The organism is Sphingomonas sp. CCH9-F2 (assembly GCF_001556735.1).
Taxonomy (GTDB): Bacteria; Pseudomonadota; Alphaproteobacteria; order Sphingomonadales; family Sphingomonadaceae; genus Sphingomonas; species Sphingomonas ginsenosidimutans.
On sequence record NZ_LSJO01000021.1, the window covers coordinates 1 to 4,608 of the forward strand.

The following is a 4,608-nucleotide window of genomic DNA, read 5'->3' on the forward strand; positions in this document are numbered from 1 at the left end:
CGGCGGGCATCGCCATTCCCGCCGCCAGCCCGGTCGCGATCGCGCTGGCCAGCGTGCAGCCGGTGCCGTGCGTGTGGCGCGTCGCGATGCGCGGATGTTCCCAGCGCGCGATTTCGCCATCGGCATCGAACAGGCGGTCGACCACCGTGTCGCCGGTCGCATGGCCGCCCTTCACCAACACCGCGGTGCGCATCCGCGCGGCATAGTCGGTCGCCGCGCGCGCCGGATCGGTCAGCGCCTCCGCCCCGCACAGCGCCGCCAGTTCGGGCAGGTTGGGGGTCACCAGCGTCGCGCGCCGCGCCAGCCGCTCCATCGCCGCGATCGTGGCATCGTCGGCCAGCACCGCGCCGCTGGTCGCGATCATCACCGGGTCGAGCACCACCGGCGCGTCATACAGGCCGCTGGCCAGTTCCTCCGCCGCCGCCGCCGCGATCGCCGGGCCACCCAGCATCCCGATCTTGACCGCATCGACGCCGATGTCGGCGGCCACGCACGCCATCTGCTGCACCACCATCGCCGGCGGGATGGCGTGGACGCCCTCCACCCCCAACGTGTTCTGCGCGGTGATCGCGGTGATCGCGGTCATCGCATGACCGCCCAGCATCGTCACCGCCTTGATATCCGCCTGGATACCCGCGCCGCCGCCCGAATCGGACCCCGCGACGATCAGGACGCGCGGCATCATCCCTTGAAATACCGCACGGTCGATGCCGGGTTCTTCACCAGCGCCTTGCCCACCCGCGCCGGCCGGTCGAGCAATTCGCCCCCGCAGTTCGGGCAGCGCTCGTCCATGTCGTCGGCGCAATCGGCGCAGAACGTGCACTCGAGCGAACAGATGAACGCGCCGCCCTCATCGGCGGGCAGATCGGCGCCGCAACGCTCGCAATCGGGTCGCATCTCCAGCATGGGGTGCGCTCTACCGGGTCGCGGCCCGGCCGTCACCCCAATGCCATGCACCGTCACCCCAGCGAAGGCTGGGGTCTCCTGCGGCCGGCGCGCCGCCCTAGCCGCGCAAGATCCTAGCCTGCGCTGGGATGACGTAGGGTGTCACGCCGCCTTGCGCACCGCCTCGCAGATGCGATCCACCACCTGCTCGACCACCGCCGGATCGTCGCCCTCGGCCATCACGCGGATCACCGGCTCGGTGCCCGACGGGCGGATCACCAGCCGGCCGCTCCCCGCCAACTCGGCCTCTGCGGCGGCGATCACGGTCTTGACGCTGTCCGCCTCCAGCGGCTTGCCGCCGGCGAAGCGCACGTTCTTGAGCAGCTGCGGCAGCGGGTCGAAGCGGTGCAGCACGCGGCTCGCCGGCTCGCCCGAACGGCGGATCTCGGCCAGCACCTGCAACGCCGCGACCAGCCCGTCGCCGGTGGTGGCATAGTCGGACAGGATGATATGCCCCGATTGCTCGCCGCCGACATTATACCCCTGCCGCCGCATCGCCTCCAGGACGTAGCGGTCGCCCACCTTGGTGCGGATCAGTTCCAGCCCCTGCGTCGCCAGATGCCGTTCCAACCCCAGGTTCGACATGACCGTGGCGACCAGCCCGCCGCCCTGCAATCGCCCGGCACGCGCCCAGCCGCCGGCGATCGCCGCCATCAACTGGTCGCCATCGATCACGCGGCCCTTTTCATCGACCACGATCAGCCGGTCGGCATCGCCGTCCAGCGCGATGCCGATGTCGGCGCGCACCTCCACCACCTTGGTGGCCAGCGCCTCGGGATGGGTCGATCCGATCTGGTCGTTGATATTGAGGCCGTTGGGATTGACCCCGATCTGCACCACGTCGGCGCCCAGTTCCCACAAGGCCTCGGGCGCGACCTGGTAAGCGGCGCCGTTCGCGCAATCCACGACCACGCGCATCCCGTCCAGCCGCAGGTCGTTGGGAAAGGTCGACTTGGCGAAGTGGATATAGCGCCCGCGCGCGTCGTCGATCCGCTTGGCGCGGCCGATCTCGCCCGGCGCGGCCAGCGGCACGTCGGCGTCCAGCGCCGCCTCGATCGCCATCTCGTCCTCGTCCGACAGCTTGAACCCGTCGGGACCGAACAGCTTGATGCCGTTGTCGGCGAAGGGATTGTGGCTGGCGGAGATCATCACGCCCATGTCCGCGCGCATCGACTTGGTCAGCATCGCCACCGCCGGGGTCGGCATCGGCCCCACCAACGTCACGTCCATGCCCACGCTGGTGAAGCCGGCCTGCAACGCGCTTTCCAGCATATAGCCCGACAGGCGGGTGTCCTTGCCGATCACCACGCGGTGCCGGTGATGCCCGCGCAGGAAGTGGCGGCCCGCCGCCATCCCCACCTTCATCGCCATCGCCGCGGTCATCGCGCCGCTGTTGGTCAGCCCGCGAATCCCGTCGGTGCCGAAATATTTCCTTGCCATCACGCCTTCCGTTCGCTCCGCTTTGCTTACTCCCTAGCGACTTGCCTGTGAAAGCGCGATTACCGGCAGATGACACAAGCCTCACGTATCCTTGTCGCGCTTCTGGCCGGGCTGTTCGCCGGGATCGCGCTCGCCGCCCTCGCGCCCGCGGTGGTGCCCGGCGCGACCGCCTTCGCCGAGCCGATCGGCACCGCCTGGCTCCACGCGCTGCAGATGACGATCGTCCCGCTGGTGGTCGCGCTGCTCGTCACCGGTGTGGCCGCCACCGCGGAGGCGGCGCGCGCCGGGCGGCTGGCGGCGCGCGCGATCGCGCTCTACGTCACGCTGCTGGCGGTTTCGGCCAGCGTCGCGGCGCTGCTGACGCCGCTGATCCTGTCGATCGTGCCGCTGCCCGTCGCTTCGGCCGACGCGCTGCGCCGCGCGCTGTCGACGGCGGAGGCGGTGCCCCCGGTCGCCCCGCTGGGCGAATTCTTCGCCGGGATCGTCCCCACCAACATCGTGAAGGCGGCGGCGGACAACAGCTTCCTGTCGATCATCATCTTCACGCTGATCTTCGCCTTCGCGATCGCGCGGATCGGCGCGGACGAACGCGCGTTGCTGACGCGCTTCTTTACCGCGCTGCGCGATGCGATGCTGGTGGTGATCGACTGGGTGCTGTGGATCGCGCCGGTCGGTGTGTTCGCGCTGGCGCTGGTGGTCGGCGCGCGCGCCGGGACGGGCGCGTTCGGGGCGCTGGTCCATTACATCCTGGTCGTCTCGGGCGTGGGCGTCGCGGTGACGCTGATCGCCTATCCGCTGGCATTGCTGGGCGCGCGGCTGCGGCTGATGGACTTCGCGCGCGCCGCACTGCCGGCGCAGGCGGTGGCGATCAGCACGCAAAGCTCGCTCGCCTCGCTGCCCGCGATGGTGGAGGGATCGCGCACGCTCGGCGTGCCGGTCGCCACCGCGGGCGTCACGCTGCCGCTGGCGGTCGCGATCTTCCGCGCCACCGGGCCGGCGATGAACCTGGCCGTCGCCATCTATGTCGCGACCTGGTTCGGGGTGCCGCTGTCGCCCGCGACGCTGGCGATCGGCGTCGTCGTCGCGACACTCACCTCGCTCGGCTCGGTCAGCCTGCCGGGCACGGTCAGCTACGTCAGCGCGATCGCGCCGATTGCGGGGACGATCGGCGCCCCGCTCGCCCCGCTGGGGCTGCTGGTGGCGGTGGAAACGATCCCCGATATCGTCCGCACCGTCGGCAACGTCACGATGGATATCGCCACCACCGCCTTCCTGTCGCGCCGCCGTGCACGGCTGGACAACGACGACGCCCCGCCGCCCGACCTGCCCGCAGACTGACCCGCGCCCGCGCTTGACTCGGTCCCCGTAAATGACTTATTGACACCTTTGTCAGTAGGAGTTTCAGTCTATGGCGACCCTCCCCCCTCTTCCCGGCACCGATGGCCGGCGCGATTGGCGTACTGCGTTCGACGCGGTGCGCCGGCTGATGGCCGATGCGGACGATACGACGCAGGTGTTCCGCATCATGCGCGCGCTCAACGTCGGCAACGCGCCGCAGAATTACGCCCGCCTGATCGCCACCGAGAAAGGCGGCCGGATCGCCTATGACCGGATCGAACTGGCGCAGCGGTTCAGCGACCCGGCGTTCGTCGCCTCCTTCGCCCCCGGCACGGTCGGCGCGGCCTATCGTCATTTCCTGGAAAGCACCGGCTATTCCGCCGACGGCCTGGTCGAGGTGAGCAAGCTGGAAGGCGATCCGGAGGGGTTCGACCATCCCTATACCTGGATGGGCCGGCGCATCCGCGACACGCACGATATCTGGCACGTCCTGACCGGCTATCAGGCGGACGAGCCGATGGGCGAGGCCGCGCTGGTCGCGTTCAGCTTCGCGCAGGTCGGCGGCCTCGGCTGGGCACTGATCGGCACCGCCGCCGCGCTCAAAAGCCTGAAGGTCGCGAAGAACACGCTGTTCGCCAAGGCGGTGTGGGAGGGATATCGCCACGGCCGCGCCGCGAAGTGGCTGCAGGGCGAGGATTATCTGACGCTGATGCACGAACCGATCGACGCGGCGCGCGCGCGGCTCGGCATCCGCGAACCGGTCCTCTACCGCCGCGCGCAGCGCGAGCTCGGCCCCGCGATGGCCGAGTTCCTGAAGGCGCGCAAGGAAGGCGCAGCGCTCGCGGCCTGACCGTGACGGCCGGCGCGCGGGGGCGGCTCAGTCCC

At 70.3% G+C, this 4,608-nt stretch carries 5 protein-coding genes; 2 read left to right on the plus strand and 3 right to left on the minus strand.

From position 1 onward, the window contains the following. The 3 genes from thiD to glmM form a co-directional block, all read right to left on the minus strand. The coding region (thiD, locus tag AX685_RS00775; RefSeq protein ID WP_231738483.1) for a bifunctional hydroxymethylpyrimidine kinase/phosphomethylpyrimidine kinase at positions 1-682 on the minus strand (682 nt) is incomplete at its 3' end. Next, positions 682-906 (minus strand): DUF1272 domain-containing protein, encoded by a 225-nt coding sequence (locus AX685_RS00780; protein WP_066484364.1) that lies wholly within the window; start codon positions 904-906, stop codon positions 682-684. The genes thiD and AX685_RS00780, both read right to left, overlap by 1 nt. Before the next feature lie 141 nt (positions 907-1,047). Next, the gene (gene glmM, locus AX685_RS00785; RefSeq protein ID WP_066484365.1) at positions 1,048-2,385 is read right to left on the minus strand and encodes a phosphoglucosamine mutase; all 1,338 of its coding nucleotides are present in this window, start codon (positions 2,383-2,385) and stop codon (positions 1,048-1,050) included. Between the two features lie 69 nt (positions 2,386-2,454). Here glmM and AX685_RS00790 point away from each other — a divergent pair, with 69 nt between their 5' ends. Beyond that, positions 2,455-3,723, plus strand: a complete 1,269-nt coding sequence (locus AX685_RS00790; RefSeq protein ID WP_066484366.1) for a dicarboxylate/amino acid:cation symporter — start codon at positions 2,455-2,457, stop codon at positions 3,721-3,723. Positions 3,724-3,793: 70 nt separating this feature from the next. After that, positions 3,794-4,573 (plus strand): Coq4 family protein, encoded by a 780-nt coding sequence (locus AX685_RS00795; RefSeq protein WP_066484367.1) that lies wholly within the window; start codon positions 3,794-3,796, stop codon positions 4,571-4,573. Positions 4,574-4,608: the final 35 nt, after the last annotated feature.